Source organism: Arthrobacter sp. NicSoilC5, from assembly GCF_019977395.1.
Taxonomy (GTDB): Bacteria; Actinomycetota; Actinomycetes; order Actinomycetales; family Micrococcaceae; genus Arthrobacter.
This window is the reverse complement of the sequence record NZ_AP024660.1, coordinates 3,104,075-3,122,481: the sequence shown is the minus strand read 5'-3', so window position 1 is coordinate 3,122,481 and position 18,407 is coordinate 3,104,075. Positions and strand designations below refer to the sequence as shown.

Annotated in this window: 17 protein-coding genes; 12 read left to right on the top strand and 5 right to left on the bottom strand. The window is 67.6% G+C overall.

What is annotated here, in order from left to right; translation table 11 throughout:
- The first annotated feature begins 411 nt into the window (after nt 1–411).
- The gene (locus tag LDO22_RS14615) at nt 412–1,188 is read left to right on the top strand and encodes a matrixin family metalloprotease (RefSeq protein WP_224024133.1); all 777 of its coding nucleotides are present in this window, start codon (nt 412–414) and stop codon (nt 1,186–1,188) included.
- A 6-nt stretch (nt 1,189–1,194) separates the two neighbouring features.
- On the opposite strand, the gene LDO22_RS14610 is transcribed toward LDO22_RS14615, so the two are convergent.
- Nucleotides 1,195–2,139, bottom strand: coding sequence for a carbohydrate kinase (locus LDO22_RS14610; RefSeq protein WP_224024132.1), 945 nt, complete (start codon nt 2,137–2,139; stop codon nt 1,195–1,197).
- A gap of 42 nt (nt 2,140–2,181) precedes the next feature.
- Nucleotides 2,182–2,976, bottom strand: coding sequence for an alpha/beta hydrolase (locus LDO22_RS14605; protein ID WP_224024130.1), 795 nt, complete (start codon nt 2,974–2,976; stop codon nt 2,182–2,184).
- A gap of 174 nt (nt 2,977–3,150) precedes the next feature.
- On the opposite strand from LDO22_RS14605, the gene LDO22_RS14600 reads away from it, so the two are divergent.
- From LDO22_RS14600 to LDO22_RS14560, 9 genes are all read left to right on the top strand, one after another.
- A complete protein-coding gene (locus LDO22_RS14600; RefSeq protein ID WP_224024129.1) occupies nt 3,151–3,807 on the top strand; it encodes a cyclodeaminase/cyclohydrolase family protein in 657 nt (218 codons plus the stop codon).
- Between the two features lie 548 nt (nt 3,808–4,355).
- On the top strand, nt 4,356–4,733 hold the full coding sequence (locus LDO22_RS14595) for a hypothetical protein (RefSeq protein WP_224024127.1): 378 nt from the start codon (nt 4,356–4,358) through the stop codon (nt 4,731–4,733).
- Between the two features lie 295 nt (nt 4,734–5,028).
- On the top strand, nt 5,029–6,294 hold the full coding sequence (locus LDO22_RS14590; RefSeq protein WP_224024125.1) for an ABC transporter substrate-binding protein: 1,266 nt from the start codon (nt 5,029–5,031) through the stop codon (nt 6,292–6,294).
- Complete coding sequence (locus LDO22_RS14585) at nt 6,294–7,187, top strand: sugar ABC transporter permease (RefSeq protein ID WP_224024123.1); 894 nt, start codon at nt 6,294–6,296, stop codon at nt 7,185–7,187. Before LDO22_RS14590 ends, LDO22_RS14585 begins: the two co-directional genes overlap by 1 nt.
- A complete protein-coding gene (locus LDO22_RS14580) occupies nt 7,184–8,023 on the top strand; it encodes a carbohydrate ABC transporter permease (RefSeq protein ID WP_224024121.1) in 840 nt (279 codons plus the stop codon). The genes LDO22_RS14585 and LDO22_RS14580 overlap by 4 nt, the downstream gene beginning before the upstream one ends.
- 41 nt (nt 8,024–8,064) lie before the next feature.
- Entirely contained in the window at nt 8,065–9,147 is a 1,083-nt protein-coding gene (locus tag LDO22_RS14575) for an ABC transporter ATP-binding protein (protein WP_159634705.1), read from the top strand.
- Complete coding sequence (locus LDO22_RS14570; protein ID WP_224024119.1) at nt 9,144–10,502, top strand: glycogen debranching protein; 1,359 nt, start codon at nt 9,144–9,146, stop codon at nt 10,500–10,502. The genes LDO22_RS14575 and LDO22_RS14570 overlap by 4 nt, the downstream gene beginning before the upstream one ends.
- Before the next feature lie 27 nt (nt 10,503–10,529).
- Nucleotides 10,530–11,729, top strand: a complete 1,200-nt coding sequence (locus tag LDO22_RS14565) for an ROK family transcriptional regulator (RefSeq protein ID WP_224024118.1) — start codon at nt 10,530–10,532, stop codon at nt 11,727–11,729.
- A 35-nt stretch (nt 11,730–11,764) separates the two neighbouring features.
- Nucleotides 11,765–12,511, top strand: a complete 747-nt coding sequence (locus LDO22_RS14560; RefSeq protein ID WP_224024117.1) for an SDR family NAD(P)-dependent oxidoreductase — start codon at nt 11,765–11,767, stop codon at nt 12,509–12,511.
- A gap of 50 nt (nt 12,512–12,561) precedes the next feature.
- Here the strand turns inward: LDO22_RS14560 and LDO22_RS14555 are convergent, their stop codons facing one another.
- The 3 genes from LDO22_RS14555 to LDO22_RS14545 are packed head-to-tail and all read right to left on the bottom strand — an operon-like array spanning nt 12,562 to nt 16,007.
- On the bottom strand, nt 12,562–13,524 hold the full coding sequence (locus tag LDO22_RS14555; protein WP_224024115.1) for a ribokinase: 963 nt from the start codon (nt 13,522–13,524) through the stop codon (nt 12,562–12,564).
- Nucleotides 13,521–14,936, bottom strand: coding sequence for an MFS transporter (locus LDO22_RS14550; protein WP_224024112.1), 1,416 nt, complete (start codon nt 14,934–14,936; stop codon nt 13,521–13,523). The genes LDO22_RS14555 and LDO22_RS14550 overlap by 4 nt, the downstream gene beginning before the upstream one ends.
- Before the next feature lie 15 nt (nt 14,937–14,951).
- Nucleotides 14,952–16,007: a nucleoside hydrolase gene (locus LDO22_RS14545; protein WP_224024110.1), complete on the bottom strand. Its 1,056-nt coding sequence runs from the start codon at nt 16,005–16,007 to the stop codon at nt 14,952–14,954.
- Nucleotides 16,008–16,215: 208 nt separating this feature from the next.
- Here LDO22_RS14545 and LDO22_RS14540 point away from each other — a divergent pair, with 208 nt between their 5' ends.
- Both LDO22_RS14540 and LDO22_RS14535 read left to right on the top strand, forming a co-directional pair.
- Entirely contained in the window at nt 16,216–17,265 is a 1,050-nt protein-coding gene (locus LDO22_RS14540) for a LacI family DNA-binding transcriptional regulator (RefSeq protein WP_224024108.1), read from the top strand.
- 34 nt (nt 17,266–17,299) lie between these two features.
- The gene (locus LDO22_RS14535; RefSeq protein ID WP_159634729.1) at nt 17,300–18,406 is read left to right on the top strand and encodes a RelA/SpoT domain-containing protein; all 1,107 of its coding nucleotides are present in this window, start codon (nt 17,300–17,302) and stop codon (nt 18,404–18,406) included.
- Nucleotide 18,407 lies beyond the last annotated feature (1 nt).

Sequence of the window (18,407 nt, the reverse complement as noted above, 5' to 3'; positions counted from 1 at the left end):
AGCAATCGATGTGGCCTCGGGCCTCCACTTCGGCCCCGGAGCGGCCTGCATCCGGGGCCGCCTTTCTTGCTCAAATCCTGCGCCTTTCCCGCGGCAAGGCCGGGCAGCCCGCCCCTAGGCTGGAAGGGTTGGCCGGCGGGCGGCAGGAATCAGGGGGTGCCGGTGCACGGCTTCGGGAATGACGATAAGTCTCATCAGGACATGCCCGGCGGGTTCGCGCCGCCAAACGTCCGGCGCTCCCCCAGTGGACGTATCCCGCAATGGGCCATCGATGAAGCGTACGGAAGGGCGGAGGCTCCTTCGCCCTGGCGCAGTGCTGAAGCCCCTCAACGGCGCCGGAAGAAGTTCCGCAGCAGGGCGGGAAGAGAAGGCTTCCGGTCGAACCGGACCGCTCCGTCGCGGACGGTCCGGTTGCGGACAGTCCTTGGGATCGCCCTGGTGGTCTGCCTGTACTTCACGCCGACGCTCTTCGACCGCGTGGTTCTTCCCGCCGCAGCCCCCTACCTGCCGGGGGCGAAAATGCCGCCGCCGGGGCATGAGGCAGCCTCCGCACCCCTGGGCACGCCACCCGCAAGCACGGGCTCCGCTGCCTTTGTGCTGCAGGAGTCGCCGAAAGAGGGCCAGCGGCTGGTCGCGTACGATCCGTGCCGCCCGGGCCATTACGTTGTCCGGCCGGATAACGCGCTGCCGGGTGGCAATGTCCTGGTCCGGGAGGCAGTGGCAGCAGTCTCCCAGGCCTCCGGGCTGCAGTTTGTCTATGACGGACCCACCACGGAAGCGCCGTCGGATGACCGGTCTGCTTTCCAGCCGGACCGCTACGGAAAGCGGTGGGTACCGGTACTCATCGCCTGGTCAACGCCCATGGAAACGCCGGGCCTTGCCGGGAATGTTGCGGGCCTTGGCGGGAGCGGTTACGTGGAGGCCGCCGGGCAGCCGCTGGTCCTCGAAGCCGGCCAGGTGCGCCTTGATGCCCCTGACCTTGCCGGCATCATCGCCAGCCGCCCGGACGGCGCGGCGGAGGTGCGCGCCATCATCATGCACGAACTGGCACACGTGCTGGGCCTGGACCACGTGAATGATCCGACGCAACTGATGTATGCGGAAAACATGGGCGTCAGGACCTTCGCTGCGGGTGACCTCGCCGGACTGGCCCTGCTGGGCAGCGGTCCCTGCGTCCCGCAGCTCTAGGCCCTTCTAACCCTCCGTGGCCTCTGCCCCGTGGAGCTCCTCCCGGGTCGGCGGGTTGGCGCCCGGGCGCGACACGGTGACTGCTGCGGCGCGGGCGGCATGTGCCAGGAGTTCGGAGAGTCCCTCGACGGGAAGGTCGCGCAGGTCCTGCCGGTTCTGGGCGCCGTCCAGCTCCCGGTCCACCAGGCCGGACAGCAGCGCCGCCATGAAGGAATCCCCGGCCCCCACGGTATCCGCCACTTCCACCCTGGGCGCAGGAATAGCGGCTTCGCCGGCACGGCACACACCCCACGGCCCGTCCGCACCGCGGGTGACCACCACCATCGCGGGACCTTCTTCCCCGCCGAGCGCCAGCCACTTGCGGGCCGAATCCAGCACATCCTGTCCCGGATAAAGCCAGGCCAGGTCCTCGTCGGACGCTTTGACCACGTCGGACAACGTGACGAACTTTTCGGCCTGGCGCCGGGCAAAGTCCACGTCCGTGATGATGCTGGGCCGGCAGTTGGGATCGAAACTGATGGTGGCGGACGGGTGGGCGTATTCGACGGCGGCCAGCACTTCTGTGGCCCCGGGTGCCAGCATGGTGGCAATGGAGCCGGTGTGCAGCAGGGTGGTTCCCTGCAGCATGAAGCCAAGCCGGTCTGCCAGGTGCGGCAGCTCCCAGGCGAGGTCGAAGGTGTAGGTGGCGGCGCCGTCGTCGTCAATCAGTGCGGTGGCCACGCTGGTGGGCAGCTCGTCCGGGGGCACCGGCAGCATGACGGAGCTGGCGCGCAGGTGCGCAGCCACCGAGTCGCCATAAGCGTCCCGGCCGTAACGGCCAATGAACTGCACCGGGTGGTCCAGCCGGGCCAGGCCCACGGCGACATTCAGGGGGCTTCCGCCCACGTGGGCTTCGATTCCGGAAGCGCGCTGGACAACGTCAACAAGGCCTTCGCCGATCACTGTGAGCATGGTCATACTCTGCCAGAAACCGGCCGGCGTCAGCAGTTCGTGTCAGCCGAGCAGCTTTCCAACCAGTTCCCGGCACGTCACATAGGCCTCCGCGGCGGGATCGATGAGCGCGAAGTGGTCTCCCGGCACCGTGACCAGCCGTGCCGGGACGGCTCCGGAACGGCTGGCCTCAACGTACGTTGTGGACATGCACAGGGGAACGTCGTTGTCTTCCGTCGTGTGGACGGCGTAGACCGGAACGTCCAGCGGCAGCACGGCCATCGGGTCGGCCACGCGGTGGCGTCCGGGGAAGTCCGACGACGGTCCGCCCAGCAGGTTGCCCACGGCGCCGTTGCTGAGGCCCAGCCTTTCGGCTTCGGCCAGGTTCAGCACGCCGGACTGGCTGACCACCCCGGTGAGGCGGACGCCGTCGTTCGTGTTATTTACTTGGCAGGCCTCCGCCGTCCCAAGCCCGTCCAGCCGGTCCCTGCCCGCCGCCCACACCGCCAAGTGGCCGCCGGCCGAATGTCCCAGCGCCACCACTTTGCCCAGGTCCAACGAGTAGGGCCCTGCGAGCGCGGCAAGCTTGTCGATGCCCGCAAGGATGTCCTGGAAGGTGCCCGGCCAGCCCCCGCCGTTGCCCGCCCGGCGGTACTCCAGGTTCCAGGCGGCCATGCCGTGCTCCGCCAGGTCCTTCGCCAGCGGCTCCCCCAGTTCGGCGCCGTAGGTGGAGCGCCAGTAGCCGCCGTGGATCACCACCACCACGCCCCGGTGCTTGCTGCCGGCCGGAAGATCCGGCAGGAAAAGCTCGCCCCACTGGCTGGGGTCCTGGCCGTACTGGTATCTATGCTGCTGCACCTTGCCGACACTACAGGCGCCCGCCGGCGGGTGAGTGTCACACTGGCCCACTTTTGCCCCGGCATCCGCGGTAACTCCGCGGGCTTCCGCGGCCCGGGCCCCGAAAACTGGGCCAGCGCGGGCATTGCGGCTGTTTCCGTTTAGCCGGCGGCCCTTGTGGGCACGGTTCCTGGCATGGAAGAGGCTGAAGTAACCACCCAGGATTCGACTGTTGAAGAGTGGACAAGCGCACTGGCGGAGTCCACGGGTTCGCCGGGCGGGGGCGCGGGGACCGGCCTGATGCTGGCGGTGGCGGCATCGCTGACGTCGATGGTCGCCGGCTACAGCGGCAATGGGGAGGACGACGGCGGGGAGCCGGCCGGGATACGGGCGCGGGCCCGAGTGCTGCGCCGGGAAGCCCTGAAGCTGGCTGATGACGACGCGTCCGCCTCCAAAGCCTTCGGCGCCGCCTTCCGGCTGGAACCGGGCCCGGAACGGGACGAGGCAATCCGCCGCGCGTCGCTGGAAGCCGCAGCATCCTCTGCTGTCCTTGGCGAGCGGGCCATCCAGGCAATCGACGACCTCGCCTGGCTGGCCACCAACGGCAACCGGGCACTGGTCGCAGATGTCGTGGTCGCGTTCGGCGCCCTCCGTGCGGCAGTGGCCGGCGCCCGCACCAATGTCAGTTTCGACCTCGGATCCCTCCGCTCCGCCGGGGCCACCCTGGAACAGGTCCGTCAGCAGCAGCCGGACCTGTGGGCCGCCGTCGAGAAACTCAGTGAAGCCATGGACCGCATCGACACCCTGACCGCGGACATTGACCACCGGGCCGCCCCGACCGACGCGGCCTGAGCAGGGCAAACATGTGACCGCCTGGTGTTCGTGGCGTTCCCCAGGTGGTTGGACTCTGCTGCACGGCTGTGCTTATGGTGGGCAGCATTGTTTGCAGGTAACTCTGGGGGGAGGCGTACTAGGTGAAGTCAAGACTGGCTGCCTGGACGTTCCTGCGCCCCCTTCTGCTCGCGGTGGCGGCAGCCGCATCGTGGATCCTTTTGTCCGCCGCGGGTGCATCCGCTGATACCTCCGCTCCCGGGGACCCGCTTCCCGGAGCCGCCCGGTCCGCGCTGGCATCGGCTGCCGGCACCCTCACTCACCGGGCCGGGGACGTCCTGGAACCAGTGGAATCCGGACCGGCAAGCGCCCCGGCGACCCCGTCACCTTGCAGATCCCGGCGGCCGGCTCAGCCGCCGTCCAGGGCGGTCTGCCCACTGCCCCGGACGGTGTGTCCTTCTACCCCGGATCCTTTCCTGACTAGTTGAGGCCCCTCTGCGCCCCAACGCGGAATGAGCAAATCCCGGGCTAAGCAGTAGGCCCGATCCAACTTTCAGGAGAACTTCCAAATGATGCACCGCACTATCCGTGGATGCCTGCTCAGCGCCGTGATCGCAGGCGGCCTTCTGGCCTCCAACGGCGTAGCCGCCCATGCCGCCGGCACCACGCCGGCAACGCCGGTCACGATTCCCGCCACCCACACCGCCGCCCCCTTCCTGGGCGGCACGGTTTCTTCCGTGCCCCAGCCCTCCGGCCGCACCGCCCACACCGTCCACACCGCCGCAGCCGCCAGAGACGCCGGGGGCGCCGCACCGGCAAAGGCCAGCGCCTCCGGGTCCACGCCCCCGGCCGACACCGGCATCAACACCGGGCTGCTGGTGGTGGGTGTGCTCTTTCTGGTCTTCGGAGGCCTGCTGGCGCTGATCCTGGGCCGGAAGCGCGGCTGAGCCGAACCCACCTTTGACCTCCACTAGGCTCCGGTACGGGGCCGGCTTGGATGAGTCCGCACAGAAGGCGGCCCGGCGTAAGCCGGGCCGCTTTCCGCTGTCGTGGTGAACCCTTTCTGTCAATTGGCGTTCGAACCGAAGGGTTGACACCCTCCGACTTATGTCTAATGCTTAAACGAAAGTTTGTGCAGTGGCGCACACTCGATCGGAGCATTCAATGAACGACCCGAAATTTCATCCCCAGCGAGGGCCCGTTTCCCGCAGGAGCCTCCTTTTGGCCGGACTGGGAACGGCCATGTCGGCCCCTTTCCTCGCATCCTGTGCAGGTTTTGATACCAGCGGCGCAGCAGCCGGCCAGGGAACCGTGGGATTCCTCTCCACCCAGTTCACACCCGTGGAGGAAAAGCAGCGGTACGAGGCAGTCCTCAAGAAATTTGCGAAAGTCCCCACCGCTTACAACTCAGTAGACCCCGGCGTGTTCGCCTCCACGGTCACCTCCCAGGCGAGCGCCGGCAACGTGAAGACCTCGCTCCTGGGCGGACTTCACGGTGAGCTCGCTCCGCTGGCCGACTCCCTGGAGGATGTCGACGGCCTCCTCAGGGATTTATCCGGGCGCGGCTTCACGAAGGAGATGCTCGAGCTGACCAAGGTGGGCGGTTCCACCTCGCGGTATGTCCCCTGGATGCAGGCAACCTACGTGGTGGCCGTGAACAAGAAGGCCCTGGAGTGGCTGCCCCCGGGCGTGGATGTCAACGACCTTACGTACGAGGGCTACCTCGCATGGGCCAAGGCGGCTAAACAGGGAGCGGGCCGGCCCGTCTTCGGGATGCCCGCCGGACCCAAAGGCCTGCACCACCGCTTCTACCAGGGTTTCCTGCTGCCCAGCTTCACCGGCGGGCAGATCACCACGTTCCGGAACCAGGATGCCGCAGCCGGCTGGGACTACATGCAGGAGCTGTGGTCCGCGATGGCACCGGCATCCACCAACTATGACTACATGCAGGAACCCCTGGCGCGGGGCGAGGTCCTGGTCGCTTGGGACCACGTGGCCCGCCTGGTCCATGCCCCTGCTGACAAGCCCGACGACTGGCTCATGGTCCCCGCACCACGAGGGCCCAAGGGCCGCGGCTACATGCTGATCATCGCCGGGATGGCCCTGCCAAAAAATGGCAAGGACCGCGACCTCGCCGAAAAGGCCATCCGCGCCCTGACCGAACCCGCGTCCCAGATCGAGACCCTGCGCAGCAACGCCTTCTTCCCGGTGGTCCAAACGGAGCTTCCCTCCGACTTGACCGGCGCTATTGCGCTCGAAGCTGCCGCAGTCCGCCGGCAGCAGCGGTCTGCCGGCGCCCTCCTGGCCCTTCCCCCGGTGGGCCTCGGCGCCAAAGAGGGCGAAGTGTCGCAGATTTTCAAGAACTGTTTCCAGCAGATCTGCCTGGAAACCCGGCCCATCCAGCAGGTCCTCGATACGCAGGCGACGCAGTTGAACACCATCCTGAAGGGCTTGAATGTTCCCTGCTGGGCGCCCGATCCGGTTTCCACGAAGTGCGAGGTAGCGTAATGGCCGTAGAGGCACCCCCCACCCCCGCGGCAACGGTTGCGCCGCCACGCCGGCGCAGGATACCGCCGGCCGTCCTGCTGATAGCCCCCTCGGTGATATTCATGGCGCTGCTGCTGGGATGGCCCGTCATCCAGGGCGTCCTGCAGGCCTTCAGGAATGACCAGGGTTTCACCTTTGAGTTCGTCAACCGCATGGTGCAGGACCCATACTTCTGGCCGGCGGTACGCAACACGCTGTTGCTGATCGTGGTCATGATCCCGCTGCAGTTCACCCTCGCCATCGCCATGGCCCTGATGCTGCGGAGCAACCCCCGGCTTCACAAAGTCCACTTCTTTGTCTGGGCCATACCGCTGGCGCTCAGCGACTTGGCGGCCGGCCTGGTCTGGCTCGCAATCTTCAACGACCGCGGATACCTGAACTCGGTCCTTTCCTGGTTCGGACTGCAGGGCACCTCCTGGCTGGCGTACGACAACCAGACCAGCATGTTCATCTGCGTCCTGATCGCCGAACTTTGGCGCGCAACCTCCCTGGTGCTCATCATCGTGGTGGCGGGGCTGCAGGGCATCCCCAAGGACTACGACGAGGCCGCGCAGGTCTTCGGCGCCACATTCGGGCAGCGCCTGCGGCACGTCACATTGCCGCTGCTGAAGCCGAGCCTCCAGGTGGCACTGATACTGCGGACCATCCTTGCGTTCCAGACCTTCGCGGTGGCGCAGGCGCTCACGGGCCAGAACTTTCCCCTGGTGGTGGGTGAAACCTACCGCTGGTACACCGGGCTGCAGAACCCCAACGTCGCTGCGGCGCTGGCACTCGTCATCCTCGTCGTGTCCATGCTGACATCGATCTTCTACCTGCGGGCCCTCCGCGACAAGAACCAGGGAGGGCTCCGATGAGCACCACTGTGGATACCACCCCCATCGCCCGGAGAAGGCGGAACCGGGTCCTGCTGCAGACCGCATGCATCGCCGTCTCGCTTTTCATGCTGATTCCCATCTACCTGATCTCGCTTGCGGCGCTTTCCACCCGGGAATCGTTCAACGAGTTTCCGTTGTCGCTCCTTCCCACAAACCTTTCCGTGGACACGCTCAACGCTTTCCTCGGCTCCACGGGAATCTTCGGAGCCCTGGGCAACTCGCTGATTGTTGGCGCCGGCACGCTCCTGCTGTCGGCACTGATCGGAGTCCCTGCAGGGTACGCGCTGGCCAGGTTCACTTTCCCCGGCAAGGACCCCTACCAGCTGTTCCTGCTGTTCACACGCGCCCTGCCCATCGTGGTGCTGTCCGTCCCCCTGGCCCGGCTCTTCCTCACGGTGGACATCTACGACACAACCTACGCCGTCATCCTGCTCCACACGGCCTTGGCGCTGCCCACCACCATCCTGATCTCGGCCAGCGTGTTCCTCAGCGTCCCCGTTGATGTTGAGGAAGCTGCCCGCCTGTTTGGTTGCTCACCGCTGGGGGCGTTCGGCAGGGTGGTGCTGCCCATGGCACTGCCGGGCCTCGCCGCGGCGTCGATCTTCACGTTCGTCATGTCCTGGAATGAAGTGCTGGGCGCGTCAATCCTCACTCTCGACCACCGCACCCTGCCCGCGCAGGTCCTCAGCTCGCTGTCAGACTCACCGCTGGCCTACAGGTTCGCCGGGGGCTTTGCCCTGGTCATCCCGTCCATCATCTTCATCGCCCTGATGCGCCGGTACCTCACCAACATGTGGGGCTCAACCATCCGCTAGGCCCCTCCCCGCTCACCACCATTTTTTTGAAGGAGCCGATCGTGGCTGACATCCAAATCTCCAACCTCGTCAAGACCTATCCGGGCGGATCCGAACGCGCGACGGATGACGTGTCCCTGTCCATCCCCGACGGTGAATTCACCGTCCTCCTTGGCCCTTCCGGCTGCGGAAAGACCACCCTGCTCCGGATGATCGCCGGACTTGAACTGCCGGACTCCGGCTCCATCTCCATCGGCGGCCGCGACGTCACCTACCTGCCGCCCAACAAACGCAACCTGTCCATGGTGTTCCAGTCCTACGCCGTGTTCCCGCACCGGAAGGTCCGGTACAACATCGGATTCGGGCTGCGGATGGCGAAAGTTCCTGCCGACGAGATCGAACGGAAGGTCCAGTGGGCAGCAGATCTCCTCCAACTGGGCCCCTACCTGGACCGCCTGCCGGCCAACCTCTCGGGTGGCCAGCGGCAGCGGGTCGCCGTGGCGCGTGCAATCGTCATGGACGCCGACGTCCTGCTGATGGATGAACCGCTGTCCAACCTCGATGCCCTGCTGCGCCTGACCTTCCGGTCCGAGCTCAAGAAGATCGTCCAGGACCTCGGGACCACCACGGTCTACGTCACGCACGACCAAAGCGAGGCACTTTCCCTCGGAGACCAGGTTGCGGTGATGCGGAAGGGCCGGATCGCGCAGCTGGGTGACCCGCTGGACGTCTACGACGCACCCGCCGACCGGTTCGTGGGCGGCTTCATCGGTTCGCCGCCGATGAACTTCCTGGACGCAGCAGTTAGCCACGACGGCGGCACGCTGGTCCTGGGTGAACAGCGGCTCATGGCCCCGTCCATCCTGCGTTCCTTCGCGGGCAAGGACGTCCTCCTTGGGGTCCGCGCCGAAAACGTGACGGTAAGCAGCACCCGGTCTTCCGGCGATGTGGCCGCTACGGTCCTGGTGGTGGAGCCGATGGGATCCACCATCCTGCTCACCGTTGAGGTCGACGGACACACCCTCAAGGTGCAGGCACCCCCCACCTTCAAGACGGCACCCCACCAGACCATCTGGCTGGGCTTCGCCCCGAACACCATGCGCGTCTATGACCGCGAAACGTCAATGGCACTGGAGGCCTCATGAACCCGACCCATTCCCTGTCCATGGAAGAACTGCGCTCAGCCGCCATTGAAGTGTTGAAGGTCAATGACCTGGGCACCATGACCAGTGCCGCCCCCCACCTGTACCCCCATATGTGGAGCTGGGACGCGGCGTTTGTTGCCATCGGCCTGGCCCGGACCAGCGTTCCCCGTGCCGTCACGGAGCTGCGCAGCCTCCTCAAGGCGCAGTGGTCCACGGGGATGATTCCGCACATCGTCTTCAGTGACAACCACACCGGCTACTTCCCAGGCTTCGACCGGTGGGGAACGGCGGACGCCGCGGCGCTGCCGGAAGGCATCAAAAGCAGCGGCATCTGCCAACCGCCGGTCCACGCCATCGCCCTGCGCCACATCGTGGACCGCGGACGGGAGAACGGCAGCGCGGACCAGGAGGTGGCCGAGGCGTTCCTGGCCGAATCTTTTGACGGCTGGCTGGCGTGGCACCGGTGGCTGGCCACCGTCCGGGACCCCGACGGCGTGGGACTTGTTGAAATCCACCACGGCTGGGAGTCGGGGTTCGATAACTCCCCCCGCTGGGACGGCCCCTACTCGCGGATCGTGCCGGGAACCGTGCCGCCCTTCACCCGCCGCGACGTCCTGCACGTCGCGGACGCCAGCGAACGGCCCGACGACGCCGAATACACCAAGTACCTGTGGCTGGTGCAGCAAATGGCGGAGGTCAGGTTCGATGATGCCGCCGTGCAGGACGCCGTGGATTTCCGTGTCCGCGACGTCTTCTTTTCCGCCATCATGGCGGCCTCCAGCGACGTACTCGCAGGACTTGCTGCGGAAATCGGCCGGGACCAGGACGCCGAAGAACTCAGAAGCATGGCCACCCGCTTCCGTGAGGGCGTTGCCTCAACCGTGGACCCGGCCACAGGGCTGGCACGCGATTACGATGTGCTGGCCCGGGAGTGGATCGGCACCGAAACTGTCTCGGGCTTCGCTCCCCTCGTCGCCGGCGGCGACCCCGCCCTTCTCGCAGCCCAGCGGGAGCTCCTGCTCGGACCGCGGTGGATGGGGTTCCCGGGCCTTCGGTTCGCCCTGCCGCCCTCCACCTCTCCGGCCAGTGAGGCCTTCCGGCCGCGGACGTACTGGCGCGGACCGGTGTGGCCTTTCCTCAACCTGCTGCTTGGCTGGGCCTGTGCCCGCGACGGCGAGACCGCCCTGGTCGACGCGCTCAGGTCGGCGTCCCTTGAACAGCTTTCCGACCTGCAGTTCGGCGAGTACTACGAGCCGTTCACCGGCGAACCCCTGGGAAGCCTCGCACAGGCCTGGACCGCGGCTGCGGCGCTTGAGTGGGTGGGGCCGGCCCAGGAGAACCGTCCGGGGAAGTAGGCTGGGAAACCGGGAAAGGGGGCCGGAGTGACGGTTGAAAGAGTGCCTGCGGGACTGGTTGGGGCGACGTCGCACGGACACCTGCTGGAGCTGATCCGCGCCGCGGATGGGCTGTCGCGGCAGCAGCTCCTTTCCACCACCGGGATGTCGCGTGCCACCCTGTATGAACGGCTGGATACCCTGACTCGGCGGGGCTACATTTACGAAGCCGAACCGCTGGGGTCCACCGGGGGCCGCCCGTCGCGGAAAATCCGGTTCGAAGACCGGGGCAGGGTGGTCCTCGCCATCACCTTGGGCCAGACCCACGGAACGGTAAGCATCGCCGACACCACTGGCCGGCAGCTGCGCTCCTTTACGAAGACCCTCGATGTCAGCGCTCCCGCCGAGTCCGTGCTGGGTCCGTTGATCCGGGAAGGGCAGGAGCTGCTGGCCCAGGGAAAGAATGAGACCCTGCTCGGCATCGGTGTCAGCCTTCCGGCCCCCGTGGAGGCTGGCACCGGGCACGTCCGGCACCCCACCACCCTCCCCGGCTGGGCAGACGACTCCGTGGTGCAAGCGGTCACCGCATCCTGGGACCTGCCCCTCGTCGTCGAAAATGATGCCAGGGCGGCCGGCCTGGGCGAGCGCAGGAGCGATGCCGAAACCGTGGTGTACGTGAAAGTGGGCACCGGCATTGGCTGCGGCATTGTGGTGGAAGGCTCCATCCTGCGGGGCGCCCACGGTGCGGCGGGGGACATCGGGCATATCCGCATGACCCCGGACGGCCCGCTCTGCCGGTGCGGCCGCCGCGGCTGCCTCGCCGCCTACAGTTCCGGCAGGGCACTCAGCGAAAAGCTCAGCGGCCGGGGCTTCAGGAATATGGCTGACATCCGCGCCGCCGCCGGGGCCGGCGACCCGGCCGTGCTCGGCGCCGTTGAGTCGGCAGCGGAGGTGCTGGGCAGCGCCCTGGCCGCCACCGTCACAACGCTCAACCCGGACCGGCTGGTCCTGGGCGGTGACCTGGGTTCCCTGGACTTTTTCGCAGCGCAGGTGGGAGAGCGCGTTCTCGCCGATGTGGTGGACCGCATCGGCGAGGGCCTGGTGGTGGAGACAGGGCATCCGGAGGACCAGGCTGCCTGTTCGGGGCTCGCTACCCTGGTCATGCGGAAGATCTTTGCTCCGGGCGCCGTAGACCAGGTCTTCTCCGAAGAGGCGGTCCGCGTGGCATCCGGCAGCACCAGGCGGTAGCGGCAGGGCGACGACGAGCGAAAGAAGGGCCGGACATGGCACGCATCTTCATCACCGGATCCACCGACGGACTTGGCCTCGCGGCGGCGGACACGCTGTTGCGGGACGGCCATGAGGTGATCGTGCACGCGCGGTCCCTGAAGCGGATCCCCGCAGTCCAGCACCTGCTGGATCGCGGGGCGCAGAGTGTTGTCGGGGACCTGGCCATCCTGGCGGACGTCCGGAAAATCGCGGAGGACGTCAACGGAATCGGCGGCATCGACGTTGTCATCCACAATGCCGGCGTCCTGAGCGGCGCGGCGCTGCTTCCGGTGAACGTGGTGGCACCGTACGTGCTCACCGCCCTCATTCCCGGCCCCCGCCGGCTCATCTACCTGAGCAGCGGGATGCACCGCGGCGGCGACACCGGCCTGGACGGCATGGACTGGGCAGGACGCACGACGACGGCCTCCTACTCCACCACCAAGCTGCACGTCACTGCGCTGTCGGCAGCCGTGGCCAGGCTGGTGCCGGGCGTCGCCAGCAACGCGGTGGATCCCGGCTGGGTGCCGACCCGGATGGGCGGGCGGTCTGCCCCGGACAGCCTGGAACTGGGCCACCGCACCCAGGAGTGGCTGGCCACCAGTGATGATCCGGCCGCCCTGGCCGGCGGGGGCTACTGGTACCACCAGCACCTGCAGGCCCCGCACCCGGCCGCCGTTGATCCGCGGTTCCAGGACGCCCTGCTGTCCCGGCTCGCGGAGCACACCGGCCTCACCCTTCCGGAATCGATTGCTCCGTAAACGCCGTTTTGGGGCGCGAAAACGACAAGTACGGAGCAATCGACGGGGGTTTAGGCGGTACTTAGGCGGCGTTCGACGTCGGCCGCTTCCGGATACGCCGCCTGCGTCCCCTTGCGGGTGGTGGCCAGCGCCGCGGCAACGGAGGCGAATGCGGCGGCTTCCGCGAGCGCATCGCCCGCCGCCAGCCGGACCGCAACGGCACCGGTGAAAGCGTCCCCGGCCCCGGTGGTGTCCACGGCGCCCACCGTGGTGGGCTGGACACGGGTCACCCGGGCGCCGGGTGCAGCGAGCGAGTCCAGCACCACGGACCCCTGCGAACCCAGTGTCACCAGCACCTGCTGGATCCCGTGGCCTGCGAACCGTTCGCGCACCGCGTCCCAGTCCGAGCCAACAGCGTCGGCCCCTGGAATGTCAGAAGCCAGGAACAGCGCGGCCTCGTGCGCGTTGACCAGCAGGACGTCTGCCAACCCGGCCAAAGCAGCCGGGATCTCCGCATACGGCGACAGGTTCAGCAACACTGTTGCGCCGGCGCCGTGCCCTGCCTGCGCGGCGGCCAGCACCGTCTCCATGCTGACTTCCAGGCAGAGGCTCACCACGGCGGCGCCCTCCAGGACGTCCGCGGCTCCGGCCACGTCCGCCGGGGACAGGGTGCCGTTGGCGCCGGCCGAGATGATGATGTTGTTCTCGCCTCGGGCGTCCACGGCGATTACGGCGACGCCGGTGGGCTCGCTGGAGGTGCGCACGTGGCTGACGTCCACGCCTGCGCCAGCCACCGAGGCCTCAAGCATGTTGCCGTTGGCGTCCTCCCCCACGGCGCCGACCAGGCTGACGTGCCCGCCCAGCCGGGCCGCGGCCACGGCCTGGTTGGCGCTCTTGCCACCGGGATTCACGGCGAAACCGTTGCCCTGGACCGTCTCACCGGGCTGCGGAAGCCGCTCGCAGTAGATGGTGAGGTCGGCGTTCAGGGAGCCGACGACGACGATCCGGCCTGAAGCGGCAGCGGCAGCACTCATGCGGCCACCTCGGCCTCAACCGGCTTGGGGATCAGCAGCGACGCCGCGAACGCTGCCACGGTCAGCGCCAGGCCGACCACCACGACGGTCAGGTACGACGCCGTCGCGTCGCCGAGTGCGGACGTCGCCACCAGGACGGCAGGCAGGATGAGGAAGCTCAGGCCCGCGCCCAGGTTGAAGGCGCCGGCGTTCATGCCGGGGAGGAAGCCGGGGTTGCCGGCGGGCGAGAGGACGACGCCGAGTCCGTTGAGCATGATGTTGACCGTACCGGCGTACATGATGCCCAGCAAGACCGTGCCGGCAATCATCATGGGCAGGCTGTGCAGGCCCAGGAACGCGATGACGGCGAGCGCGGCGATGCTGCCCAGCAGCCCGATCCGCAGCACCTTGGTGTACCCAAGGACCGGGGCGAGGCGTCCGCTGAGCGGGCCCACCAGCCAGCCCAGCAGGGCGTAGGGGGTGAGGATGATCAGCGACATTTCGGTGGGACCCACCCCGAAGCCGGGGTCCGCGGCCTGGACGTAGGCGGGCACGATGCCGTTGATCACCGCGAAGATGCCGGTCATGGTCAGGGTGGTGGTGAGCAGCGGGGCCCAGGTGGCGCGCTGGCGCAGGTGCACCGTTTCCACCATGGGCTGGGCGGCGCGCTGTTCGGTGCGCCAGAACGCGAAGAACGCGACGGCGGATACCAGGACCAGCGCCAGGCTCAGCAGCATCGTGCCGGAGGAGAAGCCAGCCACCAGCTTGGAGCCTTCGTTCAGGGCGGTCAGCAGTGCGCCGACGGCCACCACGATGAAGAACACGCCGCGCCAGTCCATCCGGGTGCCGGCGCCGGGCTTGCTCTCGGTGGCGAGGACCATGATGAGGGCGGTGGCCGCGAGGGCCAGGACCACCATCAGCCAGAAGATGCTGCGGAACCCGAAGTGCTCGGCGAAGTAGCCGCCCACGAAGGAGTCCACGCCGGCCACCCCGCCGTTGACTGCGGTGATGAGGCCCATGAGGGTGCCGTACTTGCGCGGGTTGCTGACGGCGGAGCGCAGCATGATCAGGCAGAGCGGGACGGTGGGGCCGCTGACGCCCTGGATGATGCGGCCCACGAACAGCCAGGTGATGTCCGGGGCCAGTGCGGCGATGACGGAGCCCACGGCCATGAGCAGCATCATGCCCACCAGGACCTTCTTGCGGCCGATGATGTCGCTCAGGCGCGGCAGGAACAGGGAGAACAGGGCGGCGGCGGTGAAGAACCAGGTCTGCGAGAGCCCGATCAGGGCCTGGTCCGCCTTGAGTTCCTGGCCCATGGTCACCAGGGCGGGGCTGAGCATGGAGGCGTTGAGCTGGAACGCCACGCAGGCGGCCAGCAGGGCGGTCATGAGGGCGGCGATGTTGCCGCGGCCGGTCTTGGTTTCAGTCATGGTTGCGGTGGCCATCTACTTGACGCCTCCGGCGGTGAGCTGGGCACTTTCCGGGCGTACGACGCCGGCCGGCTCGCCGATGCGGACCAGCGCGTCGGTGACCAGGTCCCAGAACCGTGCGTGGTCCAGGTCCACGGCCACGCTGGTGTGGCAGTCGGCGGGGGCCGGGGCGCGGAAGTCCGCGACGGTCATGCCCAGGGTCAGCGTGCCCTGGAGTTCGATGTTCACGGGGACCTTGCGGGTGCTGACGATGCTGGGGTCGATGACGTACGCGACGGCGCAGGGATCGTGGACCGGCGGGTAGTCGAAGCCCTGCGCGTCCTTGTAGGTGTGGGCAAAGAAGTCCATCAGTTCGGTGACGAACTTGGCGGGCCCGGTGCCGATGGCGGCGATTTTCCCCACCACCTCCGGGGTGGCCAGCGCCTGGTGGGTGAGGTCCAGGCCCACCATGACCACGGGCCATTTTTCGTTGAAGACGATGTGGGCGGCCTCGGGGTCGATGATGATGTTGAACTCGGCCACGGCGCTCCAGTTGCCCACGTGGCAGCCGCCGCCCATGAGGACCACTTCCTTGACGCGTTCCACGATGCGCGGTTCCTTGCGGGCGGCCAGGGCGATGTTGGTCAGGCCGGCGGTGGGGACCAGGGTGACGGTGCCGGGTTCGTGGGCCATGACGGTGTCGATGATGAGGTCGACGGCGTGGCGGGGGTCCAGTTCGATGGTGGACTGGGGCAGGGCGGGGCCGTCCATGCCGGACTCGCCGTGGATGTCCGGTGCGGTTTCGATGCTGCGGACCAGCGGGCGGGGGCAGCCGGCGGCGAAGGGGACGCCGGTGATGCCGGCGATGGTGCCGACGGCCAGGGCGTTGCGGGTGACTTTTTCGAGGGTCTGGTTGCCTACCACCGTGGTGACGGCCAGCAGTTCGATGTTGGGGTTGCCGTGTGCCAGCAGCAGGGCCACGGCGTCATCGTGGCCGGGGTCGCAGTCCAGGATGATCTTCCGGGGTTCTGTTGAACCCGTCCGGTGCTGGCTCGCTTGGGGATTTGGTTCCACGATGGTGCTCCACGTCATTGGGGCCTGCCTTGCGGGCAGGGGTCTTGAGTATTCCGGGAGTGATCATGGCAGGGTTATGTGGCTAACGTCAAACGCTTAACGCTGTCTCCGCATTGCCGCACGTCAAACGCTTGATGCCTTGGCGCGCATGGAAGTTCTCCTCTCTCACCATGCGCGTCTTTCCAAGGCGGGACCGGCGCCCGGCCGTGCCCACTACGATCAAAGTATGGATTCCGGGGAACAGGTGCAGCAGCAACGGCCACGGCCGCGGCGAGTGACGGCGGCGATGGTCGCTGCGCGGGCCGGCGTTTCGGTGGCCACGGTGTCGCTGGTGGCCAATGGCAAGACCGCCGGGCGCGTGGCCGAGGACAACATTTCCCGGGTGCGGGAGGCCATTGCGGAGCTGGGGTACGTGGTGGACGGGATCGGCAGTTCCCTGGCCAAGGGCGTCAGCTCGATTGTGATCCTGGTGGCGCCGGACATCTCCAACCCGTTCTTCGCCAAGGTGATCGCCGGGGTGCGGGAGTCGCTGGGCCCGCAGTACCAGCTGCTGCTGTCCGTCACGGAGGCCGGCGAATTTCCGGAGGCCGACGACGTCCGGCGCCTGATGTCCCTGCGGCCGGCAGGGCTGCTGGTGGATGCACCCAACGCCGGGTTCCTCGAAGACCTCGCGTCGCCGTCGCCCCTTGTCCTGCTTGATGCGCCGGGACTGGAGTCCTACGCGCCCTCCGTGAACCTGGATGTGGCCAGCGGGGCACGCCAGCTGGCGGCGCACCTGGCCGGCGCCGGGCACAGGGAAGCTGCCTACGTGGACAGCGTGACCGGCACCGAGACGTTCGCGGTCCGGCGCGCGGCGTTCCTGGAGGAGGCCGCCTCGCGCGGCATCACCGTGAGCCCGGAGCGCATTATCAGCACCACCATCGACGTCGGTGCCGCGGCGGGCGCGTTCGCCGAAGCGTGGCCGGACTGGCAGCGCGCGGGAGTAACCGCCGTCGCCTGCGCCACCGACACCCACGCGTACGGGGTGCTGCAGGAAGCGCGCGTGGCAGGGATCCGGATCCCGGAGGAGCTGGCCGTGGCCGGGTTCGACGACCTGCCCTATTCGGCCACCAGCAATCCGGGCCTGACCAGTGTGCACCTGCCTGCCACTGCCCTGGGCCAGAAGGCCGGGGAGCAGCTGCGCGGACTCATGGAGGGGAAGTCGCCGGGGTCCGGCGGCGTCACCCTGGAGACCTCGCTGGTGGTGCGCGGCTCCACGTCGGCCGCCGCAACGTAGGCTTCCTGTCGGACCCCGGCCGTAAGCTGGGACCATGCCGAGTAACTGGGAAAGTCTGGACGCACCGCTGCGTGAGTCGGTGCAGCACAACGTGGAGATCTATGAGCGCGTCCGGCCTGCCCTGAAGCTGGTTACCCGTGATGTCCTGCTTGTTTTGCGGGACATGCTGAAGGACAGCGAGGTTAACCCGCTGTTCGTTACCGGCCGCACCAAGACTGTGGAATCCTTCAAGGAAAAGATCTCGCGCACCGAGGAGCCGCTGGAACCGGGCGGGCGGAGGCTCCTGAAGTTTCCGGACCCGTTCCGCACGCTCAATGACATGGTGGGCATCCGGGTGATCACCAAGCTGCCGGCGGAGAATGCCGCGGTGGCCAATGTCATCAAGCGCCAGCGGCAGCTTTTCGACTGCCGCGGCGACCGGGAAAAGGACATCGGCTCCATCGAGTCCGGCACCTACGGGTATTCCAGCCGGCACCTGATCCTGCGCACCATCCAGAATGAAGCCGTCAAGGAGTACCAGCAGGTCTTCAACCCGGACCTGCAGCCCAACGGCAGCTACTTTTTCGAGTGCCAGATCCGCACCATTTTCGCGCACGCGTGGAGCGAGATTGAGCACGATATCCGGTTCAAGGCCGAGGACCCCCGCGCCTGGACGCCGCACTTCGACCGGCAGTTCACGGCCACGGCGGCCATGCTGGAAACCGTGGAAACTGCTTTCTCGGACCTTCACGAAAGCTACGAGGAAGTCCGCGGCTACTGGGACATGGACGGCGAGGGTGCGGCCCCGCTGACGCCCAACCGGATCCGGGACGTCTGGCGGACCCTGCTCCCGCACGTGGACCGCAAGGTGGACGATGACTGGGGCTGGGCTGCCGAGCTTCTCGCCGCGCATGGGCTCAACCAGACCATGCAACTGGCCGGACTGCTCAGCGCCAACCAGATCACGGAAGTCCGCAAGGCCCTGGACCACCGCTACTCCCCCGGCCCGGACCGGCTCCTGGATGACCTCCTCCTCTGGCAGTACGGCACCAAGCACATCGACCTCACCGCAGAAGATCCCGACGCCGTCCCGCACCCGCGGCGCGACAGCCTCCTGCGGCGGCTGCGGCAGATTGAGCGGTACAGGATGACGAAGAAGTAGG